19 protein-coding genes are annotated in these 20,886 nt (G+C 66.2%); 8 read left to right on the top strand and 11 right to left on the bottom strand.

Translation table 11 applies throughout. The features are described from left to right. Nucleotides 1-387: 387 nt before the first annotated feature. Nucleotides 388-1,785: a DNA repair protein RadA gene (radA, locus tag AC1RNP_RS12465; RefSeq protein WP_493051577.1), complete on the top strand. Its 1,398-nt coding sequence runs from the start codon at nucleotides 388-390 to the stop codon at nucleotides 1,783-1,785. A gap of 25 nt (nucleotides 1,786-1,810) precedes the next feature. Here the strand turns inward: radA and AC1RNP_RS12460 are convergent, their stop codons facing one another. Then, nucleotides 1,811-2,467: a CPBP family intramembrane glutamic endopeptidase gene (locus AC1RNP_RS12460; protein ID WP_493051576.1), complete on the bottom strand. Its 657-nt coding sequence runs from the start codon at nucleotides 2,465-2,467 to the stop codon at nucleotides 1,811-1,813. Nucleotides 2,468-2,518: 51 nt separating this feature from the next. Continuing rightward, nucleotides 2,519-3,454, bottom strand: a complete 936-nt coding sequence (locus tag AC1RNP_RS12455; protein ID WP_493051575.1) for an ankyrin repeat domain-containing protein — start codon at nucleotides 3,452-3,454, stop codon at nucleotides 2,519-2,521. A 101-nt stretch (nucleotides 3,455-3,555) separates the two neighbouring features. On the opposite strand from AC1RNP_RS12455, the gene AC1RNP_RS12450 reads away from it, so the two are divergent. Then, nucleotides 3,556-5,970 (top strand): Tle-like phospholipase domain-containing protein, encoded by a 2,415-nt coding sequence (locus AC1RNP_RS12450; RefSeq protein ID WP_493051574.1) that lies wholly within the window; start codon nucleotides 3,556-3,558, stop codon nucleotides 5,968-5,970. 48 nt (nucleotides 5,971-6,018) lie between these two features. Here AC1RNP_RS12450 and AC1RNP_RS12445 read toward each other — a convergent pair whose 3' ends face one another. From AC1RNP_RS12445 to AC1RNP_RS12405, 9 genes are all read right to left on the bottom strand, one after another. Further along, on the bottom strand, nucleotides 6,019-7,581 hold the full coding sequence (locus tag AC1RNP_RS12445; RefSeq protein ID WP_493051573.1) for a DHA2 family efflux MFS transporter permease subunit: 1,563 nt from the start codon (nucleotides 7,579-7,581) through the stop codon (nucleotides 6,019-6,021). A 168-nt stretch (nucleotides 7,582-7,749) separates the two neighbouring features. Next, on the bottom strand, nucleotides 7,750-8,955 hold the full coding sequence (locus AC1RNP_RS12440) for an HlyD family secretion protein (protein WP_493051572.1): 1,206 nt from the start codon (nucleotides 8,953-8,955) through the stop codon (nucleotides 7,750-7,752). Continuing rightward, on the bottom strand, nucleotides 8,952-10,439 hold the full coding sequence (locus tag AC1RNP_RS12435; RefSeq protein ID WP_493051571.1) for an efflux transporter outer membrane subunit: 1,488 nt from the start codon (nucleotides 10,437-10,439) through the stop codon (nucleotides 8,952-8,954). The genes AC1RNP_RS12440 and AC1RNP_RS12435 overlap by 4 nt, the downstream gene beginning before the upstream one ends. Before the next feature lie 18 nt (nucleotides 10,440-10,457). Then, a complete protein-coding gene (locus AC1RNP_RS12430; protein ID WP_493051570.1) occupies nucleotides 10,458-10,925 on the bottom strand; it encodes a MarR family winged helix-turn-helix transcriptional regulator in 468 nt (155 codons plus the stop codon). 110 nt (nucleotides 10,926-11,035) lie between these two features. Beyond that, nucleotides 11,036-12,499, bottom strand: a complete 1,464-nt coding sequence (locus tag AC1RNP_RS12425) for an MBL fold metallo-hydrolase (protein WP_493051569.1) — start codon at nucleotides 12,497-12,499, stop codon at nucleotides 11,036-11,038. 106 nt (nucleotides 12,500-12,605) lie between these two features. Beyond that, entirely contained in the window at nucleotides 12,606-13,394 is a 789-nt protein-coding gene (locus AC1RNP_RS12420; RefSeq protein WP_493051568.1) for a cytochrome C assembly family protein, read from the bottom strand. A gap of 109 nt (nucleotides 13,395-13,503) precedes the next feature. Further along, the gene (locus AC1RNP_RS12415) at nucleotides 13,504-14,385 is read right to left on the bottom strand and encodes a carbon-nitrogen hydrolase family protein (RefSeq protein WP_493051567.1); all 882 of its coding nucleotides are present in this window, start codon (nucleotides 14,383-14,385) and stop codon (nucleotides 13,504-13,506) included. Continuing rightward, complete coding sequence (locus AC1RNP_RS12410) at nucleotides 14,382-15,005, bottom strand: GNAT family N-acetyltransferase (protein ID WP_493051566.1); 624 nt, start codon at nucleotides 15,003-15,005, stop codon at nucleotides 14,382-14,384. Before AC1RNP_RS12410 ends, AC1RNP_RS12415 begins: the two co-directional genes overlap by 4 nt. Nucleotides 15,006-15,010: 5 nt before the next feature. Further along, complete coding sequence (locus AC1RNP_RS12405; RefSeq protein WP_493051565.1) at nucleotides 15,011-15,415, bottom strand: ketosteroid isomerase-related protein; 405 nt, start codon at nucleotides 15,413-15,415, stop codon at nucleotides 15,011-15,013. Nucleotides 15,416-15,543: 128 nt separating this feature from the next. Here AC1RNP_RS12405 and ffh point away from each other — a divergent pair, with 128 nt between their 5' ends. From ffh to trmD, 6 genes are all read left to right on the top strand, one after another. Continuing rightward, nucleotides 15,544-16,908: a signal recognition particle protein gene (gene ffh, locus AC1RNP_RS12400; protein WP_493051587.1), complete on the top strand. Its 1,365-nt coding sequence runs from the start codon at nucleotides 15,544-15,546 to the stop codon at nucleotides 16,906-16,908. 16 nt (nucleotides 16,909-16,924) lie between these two features. Continuing rightward, on the top strand, nucleotides 16,925-18,001 hold the full coding sequence (locus AC1RNP_RS12395; RefSeq protein ID WP_493051564.1) for an NAD(P)H-dependent flavin oxidoreductase: 1,077 nt from the start codon (nucleotides 16,925-16,927) through the stop codon (nucleotides 17,999-18,001). A 209-nt stretch (nucleotides 18,002-18,210) separates the two neighbouring features. Next, nucleotides 18,211-19,035 (top strand): aminotransferase class IV family protein, encoded by an 825-nt coding sequence (locus AC1RNP_RS12390; RefSeq protein ID WP_493051563.1) that lies wholly within the window; start codon nucleotides 18,211-18,213, stop codon nucleotides 19,033-19,035. 74 nt (nucleotides 19,036-19,109) lie between these two features. Continuing rightward, the gene (rpsP, locus tag AC1RNP_RS12385; protein WP_493051562.1) at nucleotides 19,110-19,373 is read left to right on the top strand and encodes a 30S ribosomal protein S16; all 264 of its coding nucleotides are present in this window, start codon (nucleotides 19,110-19,112) and stop codon (nucleotides 19,371-19,373) included. Between the two features lie 72 nt (nucleotides 19,374-19,445). Continuing rightward, the gene (rimM, locus tag AC1RNP_RS12380) at nucleotides 19,446-19,940 is read left to right on the top strand and encodes a ribosome maturation factor RimM (RefSeq protein ID WP_493051586.1); all 495 of its coding nucleotides are present in this window, start codon (nucleotides 19,446-19,448) and stop codon (nucleotides 19,938-19,940) included. Nucleotides 19,941-20,114: 174 nt separating this feature from the next. Then, nucleotides 20,115-20,858, top strand: a complete 744-nt coding sequence (gene trmD / locus AC1RNP_RS12375) for a tRNA (guanosine(37)-N1)-methyltransferase TrmD (RefSeq protein ID WP_493051561.1) — start codon at nucleotides 20,115-20,117, stop codon at nucleotides 20,856-20,858. Nucleotides 20,859-20,886 lie beyond the last annotated feature (28 nt).

Here is a 20,886-nt window from a genome sequence, read left to right as displayed (position 1 = left end):
GACTCGACGATGGCGATGCCGGCGGAGTCGTAACCGCGATACTCCAGGCGCTTGAGGCCTTCGATCAGGACGGGGACTACATCGCGATTCGCGATCGCACCAACTATGCCGCACATAGGGAATGACCTGCTTGCTTGGGGGAGCCGGAAGTCTAGGCGGCGGCGATGACATTGCGCCGTCAATGCATCGCATGCCATGTCGCGGAATGCGTGTTTCGTGATCGCGGTGCAGAGCGTCGGCGACTTTCGTCGCAGCTGAACGTGAAGATGGTACCTCGCGCTATCCGCGTAGTCTGAACGAAGGTCGCGTCTCGCGCTGAGCGACGCGTTGCCGTTACAGTGCCATTCGTTTCCCCATTCCATTCCCAGAACAAGCGCCTCCTGCCTGATGAGCAAGCCCCCAAGCAAATCCGCCGGCAAAACCCGCACCGCCTATGTCTGCGGCGAGTGCGGCGCCGAATACAGCAAATGGCAAGGGCAGTGCGGCGAATGCGGCGCCTGGAATTCGTTGAGCGAAATCGCGCTCGGTTCCGCGACCACATCACCGGCCGCGCGCCGTTCCAGTTGGGCGGGGAAGGTCGACGCGCCCAAAGTGACGGCGCTGAAGGATGTCCGCCACAGTGAAGAGGCGCGGGTCTCGACCGGTATCGGCGAATTCGATCGCGTGCTCGGTGGCGGTCTGGTCGAGGGCGCGGTGGTGCTGGTAGGTGGCGATCCCGGCATCGGCAAGTCGACGCTGCTGTTGCAGGCGTTGGCGCAAATGGCGGGTGTGCTGCCAGGGTTGTACGTCACCGGCGAGGAGTCCCTGGCGCAGGTGGCCGGTCGCGCGGTGCGGCTCGGGTTGCCGCTCGACGGATTGAACGCGCTGGCTGAGACCGGCATCGAACGCATACTCGAACAGGCGTCCGCATTGCGCCCGAAACTGATCGTCGCCGACTCGGTGCAGACGCTGTGGACGGAAGTGCTGACCGCCGCCCCCGGTTCGGTCAGCCAGGTGCGCGAATCCGCCGCGCGACTGGTGCGCTATGCCAAGGAAACCGGCACGGCCGTGTTCCTGGTGGGACACGTCACCAAGGAAGGCGGCATCGCCGGCCCGCGCGTGCTCGAGCACATGGTGGATGCGGTGCTGTATTTCGAGGGCGACAGCGGCAGTCGTTTCCGCGTGCTGCGCGCGTTCAAGAATCGCTTCGGCGCGGTGAACGAGTTGGGCGTGTTCGCGATGGGCGAGAAGGGATTGCGCGAGGTGCCCAATCCTTCCGCGATCTTCCTGTCCGGCGGCAGCGCGCAGCAGCCCGGTAGCTGCGTGATGGTCACGCGCGAGGGCACGCGACCGCTGCTGGTGGAAGTGCAGGCGCTGGTCGATGCTTCGCCGTTGTCGAATCCGCGCCGTGTCGCCGTCGGTCTCGAACAGAACCGTCTGGCAATGCTGCTGGCGGTGCTGCATCGCCATGGCGGCATCGTCGTCGGCGATCAGGACGTGTTCGTCAACGTCGTCGGCGGTATCCGCGTGCAGGAAACCGCGGCCGATCTGCCGGTGCTGTTGGCGGTGTTGTCGTCGCTGCGCGATCGGCCGCTGGCGGAGAAGACGATTGCTTTCGGCGAAATTGGATTGAGCGGCGAGATCCGGCCGGTGCCGAACGGCGAGGAGCGCTTGAAGGAAGCCGCCACGCACGGCTTCAAGCGCGCGATCGTGCCGAAGGCGAACGCGCCGAAGGCGGGCAGCTACAAGGGCATGGAAGTGGTGGCGGTCGAGCGTCTGGCGGATGCGATCGAAGCCGCGGGTTGAGCGGCGTTCACTGCTGCATTGCGCGTCAGACGTATTTGTAGAATGCGATGAAATCCATGAGTCCGTGCGCGATGATCACCGGCCATAACCGCCCGGTGCGGGCATACCAGAGTGCGCAGATGAATCCCATGGGGAGGATGCTTGGCACGCCGCTGGTGCCCTGGTAAAGGTGATAGGCGAGGCGCACGGCGATGCTGACGTTGATGGCCACCCAGGGGCCTTTGATCCTGCTCAACGTCGTGATCGTGTAGCCGCAGACGAAAACTTCCTCGAAGATCGGATTGACCACCGAAATCGCCACGACCAGCCAGGGGTCGAGCTTGCCTTCGATCGGGAGCCACTCCTCGACGGGCCGGAATTTGGCGCCCAGATCCGAGGCGATCGCAAAGGCGAACAAGAAGGCCACATAGCAAAGCGCCATCAATGGCAGTGCGATGGCCACATCGCTTCTGTGCAAGCGCAATCCGAATTGCGGGGCCGTCCATCCCCTGGCGCGCAGGATCCACCAGAGCACCGCGAAGACGATGCACTCGTAGCCGAGCATGAAAGCGAGGGCGGCGTTGGACACCGGCGCTTGCGGCACGGGCGACAGCACCGCCTGCAGGCTGTTGAATATTGGATAGGCGAAGGCCCCTGCCGAGATCAGCAGGAACTCGCCGATCTCTCCCGTTTTTTCGCTCATGAACCCTTTGGTCTCCCGCCCCGGTACGTCCCCGATTGCCGGTGCCGCATCCTACCGTGAAGGCGTGGACGGGCGGGGCGCCTCAGCCGGGGGCAGAGGCACATCCTTCTCCTCGACGGGCAAGCCGAGATCACGACGGCTTTCGCGCAGGAAGTCGGGTAGCGGCGGACGCTTCCACCCCTTGTCCAGTACGAATTGCTGGCATTTGCGCTGCCATTCGAGCATGCGTGGTTGCACGGGCAGCCAGAAGATGGATTCCAGGATCGGCATGCGTCCGCGTTCGGAATCCCATTGCTTGCCGGGCGGCTTCTTCAGCAGCAGCGTCGGGTCGCCGCCCTGCTGCAGCAGCCAGTAGACCTTGTCGAAATCGCCCAATCCCGAGTACCAGCCCATCACGGTGTCGAAGCCGAGGTTGATGTCCGAGTTGGTCTCGGACATGCTCTGGGACAGGCTTTTGTTGATGTGCGCACCGCGCTGCACCAGTAACTGCACGTTTTCCCAGCGGTTGCGCAGGAAAGCGACGTACGTCAGCGGTTCGTAATTGTTGCTGAGCGTATTAGGGTCGCCGCCATGGTCGAGGAGCATGCGCAGGTAGCGCGGGTCGTCCTCGCCGGCAGCGAGGACCATGGCGTTGTTGCGTGGCCTGCCATCGGTCTCGTATTGACGGGCATCGGGATCGGCGCCGGCATCCAGCAGCAGGCGCAAGCCCTCCGGGTCGCGGGCGAGGATCGGCCAGGCGACCAGGGGCATGCCATTGCGGGTGAAGGTCTGATCGGGATTGATACCTTCCTGGCGGATCAGCCGTCGGACTTCGTCGGCGCGCCGCTTCTCGACTGCACGGATCAGGGGCTGCGCAGGACCATCGAAGTCAGCGGCTGCATTCCATCCGCCTTTGGCGGGAGGCGCCGCCGCCGGCTGGGCTGAACAGGCCACGAGGGGGCCCAGCAGCAATGCAAAGGCGAGGCGTCGGAGGTCGTTGACTGTCATCCCGTATCCCTACGATCGGCTGGAACCAATGTACCAGCCATTGACAGGGATGCCACCGGATGCCAGTTTTGGCATGACGCTGCCCAGGGGAAGGAGCCGCAGTGACTGAACCGAATGGACCGACCGATGACATGCTGGTGGGGTCGCCGGCACCGCGTACTCCCGAAGAGAAGACGCAGCTGCTGAGGCAGCAACACAATTTCATCGACATGTTCCGCGAGCAGGCCAGGGTCCATCGCGACCCGGCCCTGACTGAACGCGCCGATGCCCTGCAGCGGCAATACCATGCCCGCGAGATGGGCGGCTTGGCCACCGATGTCTACGATTCCGCCGAGCATCGCGGCGCGCCGCCGGTCGGCTGGCTGCGTGCCAGCGAGCACCCCGCATTGCTGCGTGAGCGCTACGGCATGCCCCTGGATGACAATGCCATCAGGAACATGCTGCAGCCTAGGGACTCGACCTTCCGTGCCGAGATCTACATTCCCGACCCCAATGTCATGGGCCCGGACGCGCGGCCGGTGCTGGCATTCAAGGGCTCCAACGGTCCCGTCGTTGCCAACGACAATGGGCAGACGGTGGTGCGTCGTTCCGAGACGCAGGACTGGGTGACCAACGGCCGTCAGGGCCTGGGTCTGGAGACTGATTACTACAACCGCGCCATGAGCCTGGCCGACACGCTGCAACGCGGCGGCATGGGCAGGAATTTCGAAATCACCGGCCACTCCCTCGGCGGCGGCCTGGCCTCGGCCGCCTCGGCGGTGACCGGCGCGCCAACCATCACCTTCAATGCCGCCGGCCTGCATCCGGACACGGCGCAGCGCTACGTGCAGCAGCATGGCGGCGCCGTGCACGACACCGGCCGCTCCATCACCGCTTATCAGGTTGCCGGTGAAGTGCTGACCGACGCGCAGACCGGCGTGCAGCGCATGGATGCCATGCGCCGGCAGCAGCTCAACGACGTCGCCAGCCAGGCCGCCACGCTGGCGCAACTGCCGGGTGCGCGCGAACTGCTCGACAGTCAGCTGCGCCAGCAATTGCCGTACAGCGAGACGGCGCGGCGAGAAGCCGCCGACCTGGTGACGCAACTCGCCAGCCCGGCCGGGCAGCAGGGCCTGCGCAACATGCCCGTGGCGGCCGGTCATGCGCAGCCGCTGCTCACGCCGATGACATGGCAGGGGAATCAACTGGTCGATCGTCCGCGGGAAATGGCGCTCAGCGAGGTCGCGCAGTTCGGCAGGCCGTTGCTGGATGTCGCCTCCGTCGCGATGAGCGGTGCGCGCGCGGGCCGCACGCTTGGCGAAGGCGTTGCTGTCGCCGGCGATCTGACCGGGCGTGGAATGGATCTTCTGGGCGATGGCCATCGGGCCGGCCTGCAGGTCACCGGCATGGTGGGGCAGGCGGGAATGAATACCGTCGGTCAGCTCACCGGCATGCAAGTGCGCGCCGGCGGCGAACTGGCGGCGCAGGTGCGACTGGTCGGCGGCAATCTCGCCGCCGGCGTCGACATGGCGCAGTGCGAAGCCGCGCGCTGGAGCAACGCCACCACCAATCTGCTGTTGCGCGGCGTCGGCAACTGGGTACCGTCCTTGCGCGATCTTGCCGACGGACGCGATCGCGAGACGGCGCTGTATTGCCAGGCGCAGATGCAACAGGCGGGCGCCGAGCTCACCACAGCGCGCAACACGGCGCAGGACATCCGAACGGTGGCCGGACAGGGCGCTACGATCGTCGAACGCGGTGCCGCAGAGGCAGGCGCGGGCTTCCGCCGCGAGGCGAACCGTGCCGGCGACGCCGTGAACGCCGGCTTCGATGCGGTTGGCGAGCGCGTACAGCGGACCACCGCGATGGCCCCCACGGTGGGCGCCGCGGGCGGCACGCTGGTCGGTACCGTGGTCGGTGTCGCCGCCACGCACAATCCGAGCACGCCCACGGGCATTCGCAACATCATCGAGAGCGGCATTTTCTTCGGCAACGCGCAGGGCGCCGCCGGCGAGGCGGTGCAGCGCCATCTCATGATCGAGACGGTATTGCCGAGCATGGATTACCGCACGCGCCAGATCGAAGCCGAGGCCTTGGAGCGGATGCGTGCGCACCAGCGTGGCGATCATGCCGCGCTGTTGGACGACCCGAGCCATCCGCGCCACGCCACGTTCCGCAGCGCCAGCGATGGCGTGCATCGGCTGGATGCGAGCTTCAACCGTCAGTCCGACCAGCACAGCAAGCAATTGGCGGGCGCGCTCACGGTGGAGATGACGCGTCTCGGCCTGAACGAGGCTTCGCATGTCGTGCCCAGTCGCGATGGCAAGCTCACGTTCGCGGTGCAGGGCGCGCTGGATGATCCGGGGCACCGCCGCGTCAGCGTCGACACCACCCTCGCGATGAGCACGCCGCTGGCCGAGAGCACGCAGCGCGTGGCCGAGATCGATGCCACGCGCACGCGTGAACAGACGCTCGCACAAACCGTGGCGGCGCCGGAACCCGAACACGAACGCATCGCGCCACGCCGCATGGGCTGAAAATGAAAGGGCCGGAAAATCGGCCCTTTTCGCATCCACTCGCGCCGCTCAATGCCCGCCGGCCGCTGCGGCGCTGGCCTTCGCCACGAACGGCGGCTTCGCGATCCAGACGAACACGATCACCACCAGGAAGATGATGCCGAGCAGGTGGAAGATCTCGTTGAAGCCGATCTGCGTCGCTTGCTGGGTGATCATGCGGTCGAGCATGAACGCGCCACGCTGCAGATCGCCACGGCCGAAGGCCGCCACGGTTTCCTGCATTGAGGGATCGTAGGCACTGATGTGCTCGGTGAGCTGCGCATGATGGATGGTGGTGCGGTTGTTCCACGCCCACGTCGTCAGCGAAGCCGAGAAGCTGCCGCCGAGTGTTCGCACGAACGTGGCGAGGCCGGAGCCCGCGGCGATCTCGCGTGGTTCCAGGTCGGACAGCAGGATCGTCAGCACCGGCATGAAGAACAACGCCACACCGAGACCCTGCAGCAACTGGATTTCCGCGACGTGCTGGAAGTCGACATCGAGATTGAAGTGGCTGCGCATGAAGCTGGTCGCCGCCATCACGATAAACGCGAAAGAGGCAAGAATCCGCAGATCGAAACGCATGGCGTACTTGCCGACCAAGGGCGTCAGCAGCACCGGCAGGATGCCGAGCGGCGCCGTGGCGAAACCGGCCCAGATCGCGGTGTAGCCCAGATTGCGCTGCAACCACAGCGGTACCAGCAGGCCGACCGCGAAGAAGGCCGAATACGCAACCACCATCGCCGCGGTGCCGCTGGCGAAGTTGCGGTGCCGGAACAGACGTAGATTGACGATCGGGTCCTTCTCGGTGAGTTCCCAGATCACAAAGAACGTCAGCGCGATCACCGACACGATCGCCAGTATCACGATGCGGGTGGAGTTGAACCAGTCGTCATCGTTGCCGAGGTCGAGCAGCACCTGCAGCGCGCCGACGCCGATGATCAGCGAGATCAGTCCGGCATAGTCCATCTTCGGTTTTTCCAGCACTTCGGGGCGGCCGCGCAACTGCGTCGCGACCACGGTGCTGGCGAAGATGCCGATGGGAATGTTGATGAAGAAAATCCATTCCCAGCTGTAGTTGTCAGTGATCCAGCCGCCGAGGATCGGGCCCGCGATCGGCGCCACCACCGTCACCATCGCCAGGAGCGCGATGGCCTGCCCTCGTTTATGCGGTGGATAGAGCGAGATCAGTAGCGCCTGCGTCACCGGGTACATCGGGCCAGCGACAAAGCCCTGCAGTGCGCGCGCCACCACCAGCATGCCCATGCTTTCGGCCAGGCCGCACAGCAGTGATGCGATCGAGAAGGCGAGCGTCGCCCAGACGAACAGTTTCAGTTCGCCGAAGCGGCGCGTGAAGTAGCCGGTCAGCGGCAGCGCGATGGCATTGCTGACCGCGAACGAGGTCACCACCCACGTCGCCTGGTCGGCGCTGGCGCCGAGGTTGCCGGCGATGGTCGGCAACGAGACGTTGGCGATGGTGAGATCGAGCACCTGCATGAACGACGCCAACGCCAGACCGATCGTGGTCAGCGCCATGTTCGGCGGGCGGAACGCGGCCTGGGGGGCGGGCGCGGCAGCGGAAGCGGTTGTGGACATAGAGGTGAAGGCTTTGGTTTTCCCTTCTCCCTCCGGGAGAAGGTGGCGCGAAGCGCCGGATGAGGGAGGGAGAATGACTTGCCAGGAAGCGTTCCCGTGAGCCTGGGTTCTCCTTCCCTCATCCGCCCCTTCGGGGCACTTTCTCCCGGAGGGAGAAGGGAGAAGCGGTTATAGGCTGCCGGCGCGTGCCGGCAGGTTCTGCTCGATGATCCGGGTGATCAGGGCATTGGCGTCGGCGAGCTGCTTGGCGTAGGCCTGCGTGGTGAACAGCGGTTTCGCGGACTGCTTCGCGGCGGCGAGCACCGGGCCGCTCTGGTCGCTGATCGACACATCGACGCTCATGCTCAGGCCGATGCGGAGCGGATGTTCGGCCAGCTGCTTCGGTTCGATCTCGATGCGCACCGGCACGCGCTGCACGATCTTGATCCAGTTGCCGCTGGCGTTTTGCGCCGGCAACAGCGAGAACGCACTGCCCGTGCCGAGGCCGAGGCTGGAGACCTTGCCGTCGTAGGTGACATCGTCGCCGTACAGATCGGCATGCAGTTCGACCGGCTGGCCGATGCGCATCTTGCCGAGCTGCGTTTCCTTGAAGTTGGCTTCCACCCACACTTGTTCCAGCGGCACGATCGTCATCAGCGAGGTGCCGGGTTGCACGCGCTGGCCGAGCTGCACCTGGCGCCTGGCGACGTAACCGGACACCGGTGCGACGATCGCGGAGCGTTGCAGGTTCAAATAGGCCTGACGCAGCTGCGAGGCCGAGGCTTCCACCTGCGGCTGCTTGCTGAGCGTGGTGGCGTCGACGAGGGCGCGGCTGCGCGAGAGTTGTCCGCGCGAGGAGGACAGTCCGGCTTCGGCGGAGGCGAGCAGGTCGCGTGCATGCGCGAGTTCTTCACGCGAGACCGCACCGCTGGCGACGAGGCCTTCGCGGCGCTTCACGTCGGCGCGCGCCTGTTCCACCGCGACTTGCCGCGCCTGCAGATCGGCCTGGCCGGCATCGACCGTGCTGTACAGACCGCGCACCTGACGCACGGTGTTGGCGAGATTGGCGATGGACTGGTCGTAGGCGACCTGCGCATCGTTGGGATCCAGATGCACGAGTGGCTGGCCGGCTTCGACTTTCATGCCGTCATCGGCATCTATGCTGATCACGGTGCCCGAGGTCTGCGGCACGATGCTGACGATGTTGCCCTGGACGTAGGCATCGTCGGTGTCCTGGTGCCAGCGGGCGATGAAGAAGTAGTAGGCGAGCCAGCCGAGTCCGGCCGCGATCACGACGAAGGCGAGGATCAGCAGGGCACGACGGCGCTTGCCGTTCTTCGGCGCGGCCGGTGTGGCGGCGGGTGCGGAAGCCTGGGGGTTGGGTTCGGTGGTCATGGCGTGGAGACCTTCGCAATATCTTGAGTAGAAGACGATTCGGGCGCGGCGAGCACGAGGCCGCCGCCGAGGGCGCGATCGAGATCGACCGTTGCCGCATAACGCTGCGCGCGCAGCGTCGCAACCTGTTGATCCAACTGCAGCAGCGGACGCTGCGCCGACAACACGTCGAGCTGTGTGCCGATGCCGGCGCGGTAGCGGGTATCGGCGAGTTTCCATGCCGCCTGCGCGGCATCACGCGCCTGCGTTGCGGCGACGATCTGGTTGTCGAGCGAACGCGCGCTCTGCACCGCGTCGGTGACTTCGTGCAGCGCGCTCACCAGTGTCTGGTTGTAGTTGGCAACCGCGAGGTCGTACTGCGCATCGCTCTTGGCCAGATTGCCGCGCAGGCGGCCGCCGTCGAAGATCGGCAGGCTGATGGCAGGGCCGCCGAGGCCGAGCAGGGCGTCGCTGGTGAAAAGATCGGATAGGCCGGACGAGGCCAGGCCGACGATCGCATTGAGATTGATGCTCGGCTTGAACGAAGCCTTGGCCGCGTCGATGCCGCGACTGGCCGATTCCACGCGCCAGCGCGCAGCGACGACGTCGGCGCGATGGCCGAGCAGTTCGCTGGGCAACACCTTGGGCACGGCGGGTGTCGGCGCCTGCAGGAGTTGCGGGCGGGCGATGTCGAGTCCGCGATCCGGTCCCTTGCCAAGCAGCGCGGCGAGCGCGTTGCGCACGGCGTCGATCTGCTGCTGCGCGGCTTGTGCCTGCTGTTTGGCGGACGCGATCGAACTCTCGGCCTGACGCAACTGCAACTGATTGTCGAGCCCGGCCTTCACGCGCTGCTGGCTGAGATCGTACAAGTGCGAAGCGCGCTTGCTTTCGCGATCGGCGACATCGAGCGCATCGAATGCCTGCGCCAGCGAGATGTAGGCACGGGCGACGTTGGACGACAGCGTCAGGCGCGCGGCCTGCGCATCGACCTGCGTGGCGCGCGCTTCGCCGACTTCGGCTTCGTACTGCGCGCGCTTGCCGCCCCACAGATCGACCGGCCACTTGAAGTTGAGCATCAGCACCGTGCTGCCCATGTACTCACCACCCATCGGTGGCTCCACCAGGGTTTCCGGCAGTTGCACGCCGGAATATTGGGCGCTGCCGCTGAGCGTCGGCTTGCGTTCGGCATTGGCCAGATTGGCCTGCGCCTGCGCCTGGCGGAGGCGGGCATCGGCGGCGGCCAGGGACGGGCTGTCCTGGAGCGCTTCGCGGATCAGCGTGTCGAGTTGCGGATCGCCGAGCGCGGTCCACCAGTCCTGGGTGGGGAAGGCGGCATCGCTGAAGCTGAAACCGTCGAGGCTGCGCGAGGTCTGCAGGCTGTCGGCCTGCGTCAGCTTGCCTTCGGGCGCGAGCCCGTGCGTGCTGGCGCAGCCGGCGAGGAACAACGCGGCCGCCAGAGCGGCGACGGTCGGACGCCAGGGAGAGAGGGCGAGATGGCTGGGCATGAGTTCAATCACCTGAGTTCAATCACCCGTGGGGGAAAGGTTGCGGCGGACGCGTTCGAGCAGATGCATCAGCTGATCGCGTTCGTCATGGGAGAAGCCGGTGAGGGAGAATTCGAGCACGCGCTCACCGCATTGCTTGATGTCGCGCCAGATGTTCAGCCCGGCCTCGGTGAGGTGGATGTGGAGGGCGCGGCGATCGGCCGGATCGGCGACGCGTGTGACCAGGCCCTTGGCCGCGAGCTTGTCCAGCAGTCGGGTCATGGCGCCGGGATTCAGCTCGGCGGCGCGGGCCAGGTCGGTGACGCTGACGTTGGTGGACAGCGCCAGCTTCTTGATCGTCACGTACTGGCTGAAGGTCAGCGGATGGCCGGAGAGGGCGAGCTCATGCTCCATCCGTTCCCAGATGCCGTCGCGCAGTTGGCGGATCAGCAGGCCGAGGGTCGGGCCTGAATGGGTCGAAGCGACTGGGCAGGGAGGAATCGTCATGGCGCGGGATATTGGTATCCCGTGCAATATTTGTCAATGCAAATATTGTTGCAGCAATGGAATGCCGCATTGCAGCATTCCGTTCAGGTTGGGTTTGCCCGCGTGAACGCCTAGCGGGCGAATCCGCCGCCCTTGCGCAAGGCCAGGCTTTGGTTGAGGTCGTCGAGGGTGCCGGTGCGCCCGTGCACGCCGACGATGCGCTCGACAAACAGTCCCTGGCTGGCGGTGATCAGCGTCGACAACTCCCCGGCGCCATCGAAGGCGGGCGGGACCGGCCCGACTTCGGGCAGGTAGAACAGATCGCCCTGGAACACGGTGCGGGAGGTGGGCGCGTAGGCGACCAGCATGCTCGAGGCATGGGTGCTGTTGATCGCGTAAAGCTTCAGCGTGCGTCCGCCGAGATCGAGTTCGTCCGTGTTGGTCACCTCGCGCAATTTGAGCTGCGCGCTTGCGCCCAGCTGGCGCTTCAGCGCCACGCCGGCACCGGGGCCGGTGACGACTTCGACGCCGTCCTTGAGATAGGCGCGCAGCCCGGCCACGTGATCGCCATGCGGATGCGACACCACGACATAGGCGATGCGCTTGCCGGGCGCGGTCTTCTCGATCACGGCCTTGACCTGTTCGGCCTCCTCGACGCTGACCGGTGCGTCGAAGACCGCAATGGCACGATCGCCCACCACGAAACCGGTGTGGTAGCCCGAAGGCGTGCCGTCGATGCGATAGGCGCCTTCGCCAAGATCGGTGGCGCGCAAGGGGCCACGGTCGGCGGCTTCGGTATAGCCATCGGGCAGGCTGAAGAGCTCCGGGGAAGGCGGGGGCATGAGGAGCGTGCTCACATCGTTCCAGCGCGCCGCGACCTTGTCTCCGTCGTATTGCGTGATGCGGGTGGGTTGCAACAGGGTTTTCTGCTTTTGATAGCCGACATAGGTGAAGCGGCGCGTGCCCGATGTCGCCGATTCGATGCGGCCGTTGGCGACGTCCAGCGTCAGCGTCGCCGGGCGGCCGGCGGCGTCCTTGAAGCTCACCTCGATGCGTTGCGTGGCGCCGGGCTCGGTGTTGCGGGTGGCTGGCTTGCTCACGGGCTTGCGGTTCAACGCATCGCGCAACAGCAGCGCGGGGGAGAGGAACAGCAGGTCCGCGTAATCCTTGCGTGCGCTGGCGGCATCTTCCTTCGAGATCTCGGTGCCATCGCGCCACTGCAGTTCGTCAATGGTGGAGGAGCCTTGCGGCGAACCGACGGTCAGGAAGGAGAACACGATCGACCCCGGATAGAGCGTGCGCGTCTTCAGGCGGAAGCGGCCGTCATCGGTGAGCACGACCGATTGATCGGAGGGGACATCGGCGAACGCAGCCGCCGCGTCGCGGGCCTGCTCGGGCCGGGAGGTGCTGCCGCGCATGCTCAATTCCATCGCCGCGCCCGGCGGCAGCGCGAACTGCTTCTTCGCCAGTTCGAGCGTGGCCTTGGCCGGATTGGGCGGTGCGCCGGCGGCGGAAGCGTCCGTGGCCAGGAGCGCGGTGGCGAGCAATCCTGTCAGTACGAAGGTGCGGCGGGTGGTCTTGGCGATGCGTGTCATCCGTGTCCCCTGTGATTCCGAGTGCGGCATGTTGCGGGCTTGCCCGCGGGCCGCGACGTGCGCGAAGTCGAAGTTTCCGCAATCCGTGCGTGAGGGGAGTGGCCGGTCAGGTCCGGCGCAGCATCACTTCCAGCACGAACTTGCTGCCGAAGAACGCCAGCACCAGCAGGATCATCGCCGCGAGCGTCCAGCGTACCGCCACCGCGCCGCGCCAGCCGTAGCGCCAGCGGCCGAACAGCAGCGCGCCGAAGGCCAGCCACGACAGCACGCTCAGCACGGTCTTGTGAATCAGGTGCTGGGCGAAGAGATCCTGGACGAACAGCAGGCCGGTGAGCAGCGTCGCGGTCAGCAGCACGAAGCCGACGGCGATGGTGCGGAACAGCAGCATTTCCAGTTCGGTGAGCGGCGGCAGCGCGCGCAGCCAGCCGTGGAATTCACGCCGGCGCAAGGCGCGCTCCTGCACCCACAGCATGATCGCCAGCAGCGCGGAGATCGCCAGCGTGGCGTAGGCGAGCAGCGCGCACCAGGCATGCAGTTGCAGGCGCCAGTCGAGCCCTTCGGCAAGATGATGCCCGTACCAGGCATAACCGGTCAGCATGATGGCGGCGATGGGGAACACCACCACGCCCAGCGCCGCGGTGCTGCCGCGGGCGCCGACCAGCAAGGTCAGCAGCGACATGCCGAGCGTGACCAGCGACAGCGCCGAGAAGAAATGCAGATCCGTGCCGCCGGCGTCGCGCCAGACCAGCAGGTGATACACGCCGTGCAGGCCAGCCGCCAGCAAGGCCGGCAGCAGCCATAACCACGAGCGCTTTTCCCCGCCGTGGGCGACGCCACGCACCAGCAAGAGGGCCGCAAACAGATAGGCGACGACGGCGATGAGAACGATTGTCATCTGTTCAGTGTCGCACACGGCGAGGGAAGTCGGGAGCCGGTCGAGGAAGGCCGCAAGGCAAGTTACGACGTCCATTCATCCCTGATGACCAGATGCGGCTTCCCTTTGACTAGAACGCTTCGACCTTCGCCTTGCGCAACCCGGGCTTCAACTGCCCGGCCCAGTCCCCATCGTTGGCCACCTGCGCGTTGGCGCGCGAGGCGTCCAGAGCGGCGAAATCGAGTTCGGCGCAGGTCCAGACCTGATCGCCGCGCGTCTGTGCCAGCACGCCGTCGGCGGGCAGCCCGCGATCCATCGGCGCGTACACGGCGGCCTCTCCGGTGTTCACGTCCAGCGCGGGACTCCATTCGGCGATGCCGGCGGTGACCGATTGCGCGACGAAGCAACGGTTCTCCAATGCCCGCGCCAGGCAGCCCACGCGCACGCGCGTGGCGCCGGCCTCGGTGTCGGTGCAGCTGGGCACCGCGATCAGGCGCGCGCCGGCTTCGCATTGCGCGCGCACCGGCAGCGGGAATTCGCTGTCGTAGCAGACGGAAATGCCGGCGCGGACCGGGCCGAACTCGAACACCTTCAGCGCGTCGCCGCCTTCGATCACGCCGGCCTGTTTTTCGAAGCCGGTGAGTTGCAGCTTGTCCTGGAAGCCATGCCCGCCCTGCGGCGTGAACCAATAGGCGCGATTGCGGTACCGGCCATCACCGGCCGCGAGCAGGAAGCTGCCAGCTTGCACATGCAGACGCAGTCGCGAGGCGAGGCCCGCGAACAGTTCCAGCCATCGCGCATGCAATGGCTGCAACGCGGCGAGCGAGGCATGCAGATCGCCGCGCACGTCGTCGGCGAAGCTCGCACCCAGTTCCAGCGACAGGTATTCCGGCAGCACGGCCAGTTCCGCACCTTGCGCGGCGGCGGCTTCGAGCAGCTGCGCCTGCTTGGCCGCGAAGGCCTCGAAATCGCGCGGCGCGCCGATCGGATATTTGGCGACGGCAATCCTCATGCCGTCGGCTCCAGCGGCCGCAGCCAGAAGGTCAGCGGTTTCTCGCTCTCGTCGCGTTCGCCGATTTCACGCCAGGCCAAGTGCATGGTCATGCCGGGTTGGCGCTGGTAGCCGCGCTTGTGCCAGAACATGTCATTGTCGCGGTGATTGCTGGGGCGACGTGGATCATCCTTGGCACGATCGACGGCGGCGAACGCGGTCCAGCGGAAGCGGCCGAGCGCCCGTGCATGCGATTCGCGTTCGTCGAAGAAGCGATGGCCGATTCCAAGCCCGCGATACTGCGGCAGCAGGACGGATTCGCCGAAGTAGAACACGTCCTCGGCCGCCATCCCGCGTTCCACGAAGGGCCGCTGGAACGCTTCGCCATCGTGGGTCAGCGGAATGCCGGTCGACGCGCCGATCATGTCGTAGCCGTCGAACGCGAGCACGAACACGCTATCCGGCGACTGCGCATAGGTCGCCAGGTACTTCTCTTCGTAGGCCTGATCGCCATCGTAGAGATAGGGAAACGTCCGAAAGACGGAGATGCGCAGCTTCGCGACCGCTGTCAGGTACGTTTCGATTTCCGGTCCGCGGAAACACTCGATGAGTGGCGCGCTGTGCGTGCTGGAGCCGATCATGGGAGTTATGCGGACACCTGCGCGATCCAATCCTGCAGATTGTAGTAGTTGGTGACGCGCGCGATCTTGCCGTCACGGATATCGAAGAAGGCGCCGCCGGGCAGCACGTAGCGCTGGCCGTTCGCGGGCGGGAGGCCTTCATCGCTGGCTTTGTAGGTGCCGTGCACGACGTACTCGGCCCCGGCGCGGGCGCCATCGGCCGACACCAGTACCACGATGTCGCGCAACTGTTCCGTGTAGCTGCGGTCCATGCGGGCGAGGAACGCGCGGAAGGCGTCGATGCCGATTTCGCGCTCGCCCTGATTGAGATCGTGGGCGACGCCGTCGTCGAGCAGGGCGAGCATGGCGTCCCAGTCGGCGCGGTTGAAGGCGTCGTAATAGCGGTGGATCAACTCTGAAGTGGTGCTCACGGTCGGCTTCCTGGATAGTAGGGGGGAGTATACAGCGAGGCGCGGACCCGATGCTGGGTGACAGGTCCCGGCGGGGCGGAGTGCGGTCGCCCGGTATACTTCCGGATCGCTTCTTGACCTTCTCTCCCATGTTCGAATCCCTCACCCAGCGCCTCTCCGGCACCATCGAACGCCTGCGCGGCCGCGGCCGCCTCACCGAGGACAACATCCGCGAAGCCACGCGCGAGGTCCGCATCGCGCTGCTGGAGGCCGACGTTGCCCTGCCGGTGGTGCAGGCGCTGATCGAGCGCATCAAGGTGCGCGCGGTCGGCCAGGAAGTGCTGAAGTCGCTCACGCCCGGCCAGGCCTTGATCAAGGTGGTGCGTGACGAGCTGACCACCGTGATGGGTTCGGCGGCGAGCGACCTCAACCTCAACGTGCCGGCGCCCGCCGTGATTCTGATGGCCGGCCTGCAGGGTGCGGGCAAGACCACCACCGTCGCCAAGCTCGCCAAGCACCTGAAGGAAAAGCGCAAGAAGAAGGTGATGGTGGTCTCGGCCGACGTCTATCGTCCGGCCGCGATCGAGCAGCTGAAGACGCTGGCGCAGCAGGTCGACGTCGCGTTCTTCCCGTCCAGTGCCGATCAGAAACCCGAAGCCATCGTCCGCGCCGCCATCGACGACGCGCGCAAATCCTTCGCCGACGTGCTGATCGTGGACACCGCCGGCCGCCTCGCCATCGACGAGGCGATGATGGACGAGATCAAGGCGCTGCACGCCGCGGTGAAGCCGGTCGAAACCCTGTTCGTCGTCGACTCGATGACCGGCCAGGACGCGGCCAACACCGCCAAGGCATTCTCCGAAGCACTGCCGCTGACCGGCGTGGTGCTCACCAAGACCGACGGCGATGCGCGCGGTGGCGCGGCGCTGTCGGTGCGCTACGTCACCGGCCGGCCGATCAAGTTCATCGGCGTGGGCGAGAAGCCCGACGGTCTGGACGTGTTCCATCCCGACCGTGTCGCCAGCCGCATCCTCGACATGGGCGACGTGCTGTCGCTGGTGGAGCAGGTCGAGCAGCAGGTCGACAAGGACAAGGCGCAGAAGCTCGCCGAGAAAGTCGCCAAGGGCAAGAAGTTCGACTTGAACGACATGCGCGACCAGCTCGAACAGATGCAGAACATGGGCGGCCTTTCCGGACTGATGGACAAGCTGCCCGGCATGGGACAGATTCCCGATGCGATGAAGAACCAGGTCACCGGCAAGGAAGTGCCGCGCCTGATCGCCATCATCAATTCGATGACGAAAAAGGAACGCCGCAATCCCGCGCTGCTCAACGGTTCGCGCCGCGCGCGCATCGCCAGGGGCTCCGGCACCACGCCCGCCGACGTCAACCGTCTGATGAAGCAGTACATGCAGATGGAGAAGATGATGGGCAAGCTCGGCCGCGGCGGCATGAAGGGCATGCTGCGCGGCATGCGCGGGATGATGGGCGGCGGTGGAATGCCGTTCCGCTGAGACGTTCATTGCCGCGATGACTTCGCCGCGCGCCCACGCCGCCGCATTCTGCGAACGCTTCGGCCTGCGTGCGCCCATCCTGCTGGGACCGATGGCGGGAACGCCGCAGACGGCACTGCCGATCGCGGTCGCCAACGCCGGTGGCATGGGGGCGCTCGGCGCGTTGATGCTGACGCCCGCGCAGATCACGGCGTGGATGCACGATTTCCGCGCGCAAAGCGGCGGGCCTTGTCAGATCAATTTGTGGACTCCGGATCCGCCGCCTGTTCGCGATGCCGAAGCGGAAGCGGCGGTGCGCGGATTCCTCGGTCAATGGGGCCCTGCGGTCGCGCAGAGCGCCGGCGATGCGAAGCTCCACGATTTCGCCGCGCAATGCGATGCGGCGCTGGAGGCACGTCCGGCCGCAATCTCCTCGATCATGGGCGTGTTCCCGCCCGAGGTCGTCGCGCGCGCCAAGGCCGCCGGCATCGCCTGGTTCGCCGCCGCGACCACGTTGTCGGAAGCGTTGCAGGCGGAAGCCGCCGGTGCCGATGTCATCGTGGCGCAAAGTTTCGAAGCGGGCGGACATCGCGGCGCGTTCGACGCCGCCAATGCCGAGCGGCAGGCGACCGGTTTGTTCGCACTGCTGCCGCGTATCGTCGATCGCGTGCGCGTTCCGGTGATCGCCGCCGGCGGCATCGCCGACGGCCGAGGCATCGCCGCGGCGCTGACGCTGGGCGCGAGCGCGGTGCAGATCGGCACAGGTTTCCTGCGCACGCCGGAAGCGGGCATCGCGTCGAGCTGGGCCGACGCCATCGCGGCGGCGGAGCCGGAGGATACCTGGCCGACACGCGCCTTCTCCGGGCGCCTCGGCCGCTCGCTGGCGACGGACTACGTGCGCGCCGCGGCGAGCGAGGACGCGCCGCGTCCCGCCGCCTATCCGGTGCAGCGCGGCTTGACCGCCGCGATGCGCGAGGCTGCGGCGAAGGCGAACGATGTCTCGCGCATGCAGGCCTGGGCCGGACAGTCGGCGTGGCTGGCGCCAGCATTGCCGGCGGCGGAATGCATCAAGCGCTGGTGGAGCGAAGCGGATGCATTGTTGCCGTCGGAATAGTCGCGGATTTTTTCTCTTCGTCGTCTTGAAGAATCTTTGAACAACCAAACGCTCGTCATCCCGGCGGAAGCCGGGATCCAGTTCTTCGGATAGTCATCAGAAAGGCGGGATCCCGGCCTCACTGCGCTGGCGCGCGGCTCGATGCCGGGATGACGAATTCCTTAGGCCTTGCTTCAACGTCAACGTCTTTGAAACTTCGGCAGGCTGACATGTCTCTCATGTTCTGCAACGCTCATCCCGCCACCACGGAAGATCTGCGCGCGCTGGCATTGCGCAACTACAGCCACTTCACCGTCATGCAGATACGGGGCAGGGCGGTGCAGGGACTGCAACTGCATCTGCAACGCTTGCAGGCGGGCACGCGCGAGCTTTTCGCTATGGAACTCGATCCAGACCGTGTCATCGCGGATTTGCGGCATATCCTCGAAGCCGCGAACGCAAATGACTGCTCGGCGAGGATCACCGTGTTCTCCCGCGATTTCGATATCGACGATCCCGGTCGCGTGAGCAGCATCGACGTGTTGATCGCCCTGGGGCCGCCGTCGTCGGCGACCGCTTCGCCGCTGCGAGTGAAAACCTACCGCCACGAGCGCGTCCTGCCGCAGGTCAAGCACGCCGGCACCTTCCCCTTGTTCCATTTCAGGCGGCAGGCCCGGCTCGACGGCTACGACGATGCCCTGTTCGTCGATGCGCAGGGACGGATCAGCGAAGGTTCGATCTGGAATATCGGTTTCTGGGACGGTGCCCGGGTGGTCTGGCCGCAGGCGCCGGCGCTGCGGGGGATCATGGAGCAGCTGCTGGAGGGCGGACTGTGGGAGTTGGGCATGGAGCAGGTCCGGCGCGAGGTGGCCCTGGCCGATCTGCCGGGCTTCCAGGCGGCGTTTGCCAGCTATTCCCGCGGCCTCCACGTCCTGGCCGCCATCGATGGTGTCTCGTTCGACACCGGCCCGGATCTGCCCGGGCGGCTGGCCGAGGCCCTGGCGACCCGCCCCTGGGACCCGATCCGGCCGGCGGGTGGGGCCAGTTCCCCATAACCGCCTGAATGCCTTATACTTTCCAGCTTACCTCGCCGTCCTGGCGACTGGGCTACACAGGAAGATACATCGTTATGGTCAAGATCCGCCTTACCCGTGGCGGCGCGAAGAAGCGCCCCTTCTACCACATCATCGTCACCGACCAGCGCAGCGCGCGCGACGGTCGCAACATCGAGCGCGTGGGTTACTACAACCCCGTTGCCGCCGGTAACGAACAGCGCGTCGTGCTGGATGTCGCCCGCGTCGACCATTGGGTCGGCCAGGGTGCGCAGCTCACCGACAAGGTGCGCAACCTCTACAAGGAAGCGGCCAAGGCCGCGGCTGCCACCGCAGCCTGATCCCTTGCGGCCACGCGCGTCGTGGCCGCGATCAGTGTCATGACCTCCGAAGCGCGTCCGGCTCTGTCGGGCATGTTGCTGTTGGGCAGGATCCACGGCGCGTTCGGCGTGCGCGGCGAAATCAAGCTCGAATCCTTCACCGAGCCGCCGCGCAGCATCTTTCGTTATCAGCCCTGGACCTTGCGCGACGCGCAGGGCCGCGAGCGCGAGCTCACGGGCGCGCGTGGGCGCGAGACCGCGAAAGGGCTGGTCGCCGTCCTCCCGGACGTGGAGGATCGCGATGCCGCGGAAGCCATGCGCGGCACCGAAGTGTGGGCGCCGCGTTCCGTTCTGCCGCCGCCGAAACCCGGCGAGTACTACTGGGTCGATCTGGAAGGTCTGCGCGTCGTCAACACCGAAGGGGTTGATTTCGGCGTCGTCTCGCACCTGTTTTCCACGGGCGTCAACGACGTCCTGGTAGCGAAGGGCGAGCGCGAGCGCATGATTCCCTTCCTCGAGCCGGATTACGTGGTGTCGGTGGATTTCGAAGCCGGCTTGATCACCGTTGACTGGGACGCCGACTTTTGAATCCTGACTTGCGCCAGAGGGCGCAAGGGGTACGAACGTCATCCCAGCGAAAGCTGGGACCCATTTTGTTTTTCCACGGATCCGCCGGGTAGAGCAAAATGGGTTCCAGCTTTCGCTGGAATGACGGAAACAGTGTGCTCAGCGCTCTCAACTCCTGATCCGAATCCGGCCGCCATGCGCATCGACATCGTCAGCCTGTTCCCCGAATTCGTCGCACAACTCGCCAGCCACGGTGTGGTCGGGCGCGCGCAGGAGCGCAGCCTGCTCGCGTTGCACGGCTGGAATCCACGCGATTACGCCGAGGGCAACTATCGCCGCGTCGACGACCGTCCCTTCGGTGGCGGCCCTGGCATGGTGATGATGATCGATCCGCTGCGGGCTTCGCTGCAGGCCGCGCGCGCGGCCGACCCGCGGCCGGTGAAGACGATCTACCTCAGCCCGCAAGGGACGCCCCTCACGCAAGCCAAGGTGCGCGAACTGGCCGCATGTGAACGCCTGCTGCTGCTGTGCGGTCGCTACGAGGGCGTCGATGAGCGCCTGGTCGCGGCCGAGGTGGACGAGGAAATCTCCATCGGCGACTACGTCCTCTCCGGCGGCGAGCTGGCGGCGGCCGTGATCGTCGACGCCGTGGCGCGACTGCAGGAGGGCGCCCTCAGCGACGCCGAATCAGCGGCCCAGGACAGTTTCGAGGACGGCCTGCTGGATTGCCCGCATTACACCCGGCCGGTGGAGCATGCCCTGGGCGACGTCCCGGAGGTGCTCCTGTCCGGCAACCATGCCGAAATCGCCCGCTGGCGCCGGCAGCAGGCCCTGGGCCGGACCTGGGCCCGCCGGCCGGATCTGCTGGACGAGGCCGCTTTGTCACCGGCCGATCGGCGCCTGCTGGAGGCTTTCAGGGCCGGAAACGGTTCCAAATAGGGGCCAGGAGCGGAGGCTGGCGTCCCCG

The sequence above is a fragment of the Luteimonas sp. GW821-FHT14E02 genome, from assembly GCF_058803905.1.
The sequence above is the reverse complement of the archived record's forward strand: the minus strand, read 5'-3'. Positions and strand labels throughout refer to the sequence as shown.

What these genes read in the sequence shown, in the direction of transcription:
- AC1RNP_RS12430 (WP_493051570.1), bottom strand. Translation starts at nt 10,925, where the DNA reads ATGACGATTCCTCCCTGCCCAGTCGCTTCGACCCATTCAGGCCCGACC.
- AC1RNP_RS12420 (WP_493051568.1), bottom strand. Translation starts at nt 13,394, where the DNA reads ATGACAATCGTTCTCATCGCCGTCGTCGCCTATCTGTTTGCGGCCCTC.
- AC1RNP_RS12460 (WP_493051576.1), bottom strand. Translation starts at nt 2,467, where the DNA reads ATGAGCGAAAAAACGGGAGAGATCGGCGAGTTCCTGCTGATCTCGGCA.
- ffh (WP_493051587.1), top strand. Translation starts at nt 15,544, where the DNA reads ATGTTCGAATCCCTCACCCAGCGCCTCTCCGGCACCATCGAACGCCTG.
- AC1RNP_RS12455 (WP_493051575.1), bottom strand. Translation starts at nt 3,454, where the DNA reads ATGACAGTCAACGACCTCCGACGCCTCGCCTTTGCATTGCTGCTGGGC.
- AC1RNP_RS12395 (WP_493051564.1), top strand. Translation starts at nt 16,925, where the DNA reads ATGACTTCGCCGCGCGCCCACGCCGCCGCATTCTGCGAACGCTTCGGC.
- AC1RNP_RS12390 (WP_493051563.1), top strand. Translation starts at nt 18,211, where the DNA reads ATGTCTCTCATGTTCTGCAACGCTCATCCCGCCACCACGGAAGATCTG.
- radA (WP_493051577.1), top strand. Translation starts at nt 388, where the DNA reads ATGAGCAAGCCCCCAAGCAAATCCGCCGGCAAAACCCGCACCGCCTAT.
- rpsP (WP_493051562.1), top strand. Translation starts at nt 19,110, where the DNA reads ATGGTCAAGATCCGCCTTACCCGTGGCGGCGCGAAGAAGCGCCCCTTC.
- AC1RNP_RS12435 (WP_493051571.1), bottom strand. Translation starts at nt 10,439, where the DNA reads ATGCCCAGCCATCTCGCCCTCTCTCCCTGGCGTCCGACCGTCGCCGCT.
- rimM (WP_493051586.1), top strand. Translation starts at nt 19,446, where the DNA reads ATGTTGCTGTTGGGCAGGATCCACGGCGCGTTCGGCGTGCGCGGCGAA.
- AC1RNP_RS12415 (WP_493051567.1), bottom strand. Translation starts at nt 14,385, where the DNA reads ATGAGGATTGCCGTCGCCAAATATCCGATCGGCGCGCCGCGCGATTTC.
- AC1RNP_RS12425 (WP_493051569.1), bottom strand. Translation starts at nt 12,499, where the DNA reads ATGACACGCATCGCCAAGACCACCCGCCGCACCTTCGTACTGACAGGA.
- AC1RNP_RS12440 (WP_493051572.1), bottom strand. Translation starts at nt 8,955, where the DNA reads ATGACCACCGAACCCAACCCCCAGGCTTCCGCACCCGCCGCCACACCG.
- AC1RNP_RS12410 (WP_493051566.1), bottom strand. Translation starts at nt 15,005, where the DNA reads ATGATCGGCTCCAGCACGCACAGCGCGCCACTCATCGAGTGTTTCCGC.
- trmD (WP_493051561.1), top strand. Translation starts at nt 20,115, where the DNA reads ATGCGCATCGACATCGTCAGCCTGTTCCCCGAATTCGTCGCACAACTC.
- AC1RNP_RS12445 (WP_493051573.1), bottom strand. Translation starts at nt 7,581, where the DNA reads ATGTCCACAACCGCTTCCGCTGCCGCGCCCGCCCCCCAGGCCGCGTTC.